The following is a 635-nucleotide window of genomic DNA, read 5'->3' as shown; positions in this document are numbered from 1 at the left end:
CTTTTGATGGTTTTTTTCAGAAGAAAAAAGACTATCCTCGGTTTAAAAGTAAAAAGCATCATCGTCAATCGTATACGACCAAGCAGACAAATAAGAATATTCGTGTCTCAGGAAACAAAATTAAACTCCCCAAATTGGACTGGGTGCGCTTTGCTAAAAGCAAAGAGGTTACAGGGACTATTCAGCGTGCGATTATAAGTAGAACCCCTACGGGAAAGTATTTCGTATCCGTTGTTTGCCAAGTAGAAATGATAGCGGAACCAAAAACGGGAACAGCTATCGGTATAGATCTAGGAATTACCGATTTTGCGATTCTTTCCACTGGCGTTAAAATAGATAACCATCGCTTCACCTCAAAAATGGAAGACAGTCTTAAAAGAGAACAACGCAAACTGTCTCGTCGCTATGAACAAGCAAAGAAAGACGGAAAAGAATTAACTAATGCCAAAAACTATCAAAAGCAGCGGCTTAAAGTCGCTAACCTTTACGAAAAAGTAGCCAACCAACTCGAAGATTTCTTGAATAAACTCAGTACGCTGATCATCAAAAACCACGATATCATTTGTATTGAAGATTTGAATATTCAAGGCATGAAGAAGAATCGAAAGCTGGCTAAACAGATTTCGGATGTTTCA

At 38.3% G+C, this 635-nt stretch carries 1 protein-coding gene; it reads left to right on the top strand.

All coding sequences use genetic code 11. The annotated features are described in order from the left end of the window. Positions 1-635: RNA-guided endonuclease TnpB family protein (locus tag ACYQ2O_RS12630; RefSeq protein ID WP_459796756.1), on the top strand; the 635-nt coding region annotated here is incomplete at both ends.

Source organism: Alkalibacterium sp. m-11 (genome assembly GCF_054658155.1).
Note: the sequence above shows the minus strand (reverse complement) of the source record. Positions and strands in the feature narration are given on the sequence as shown.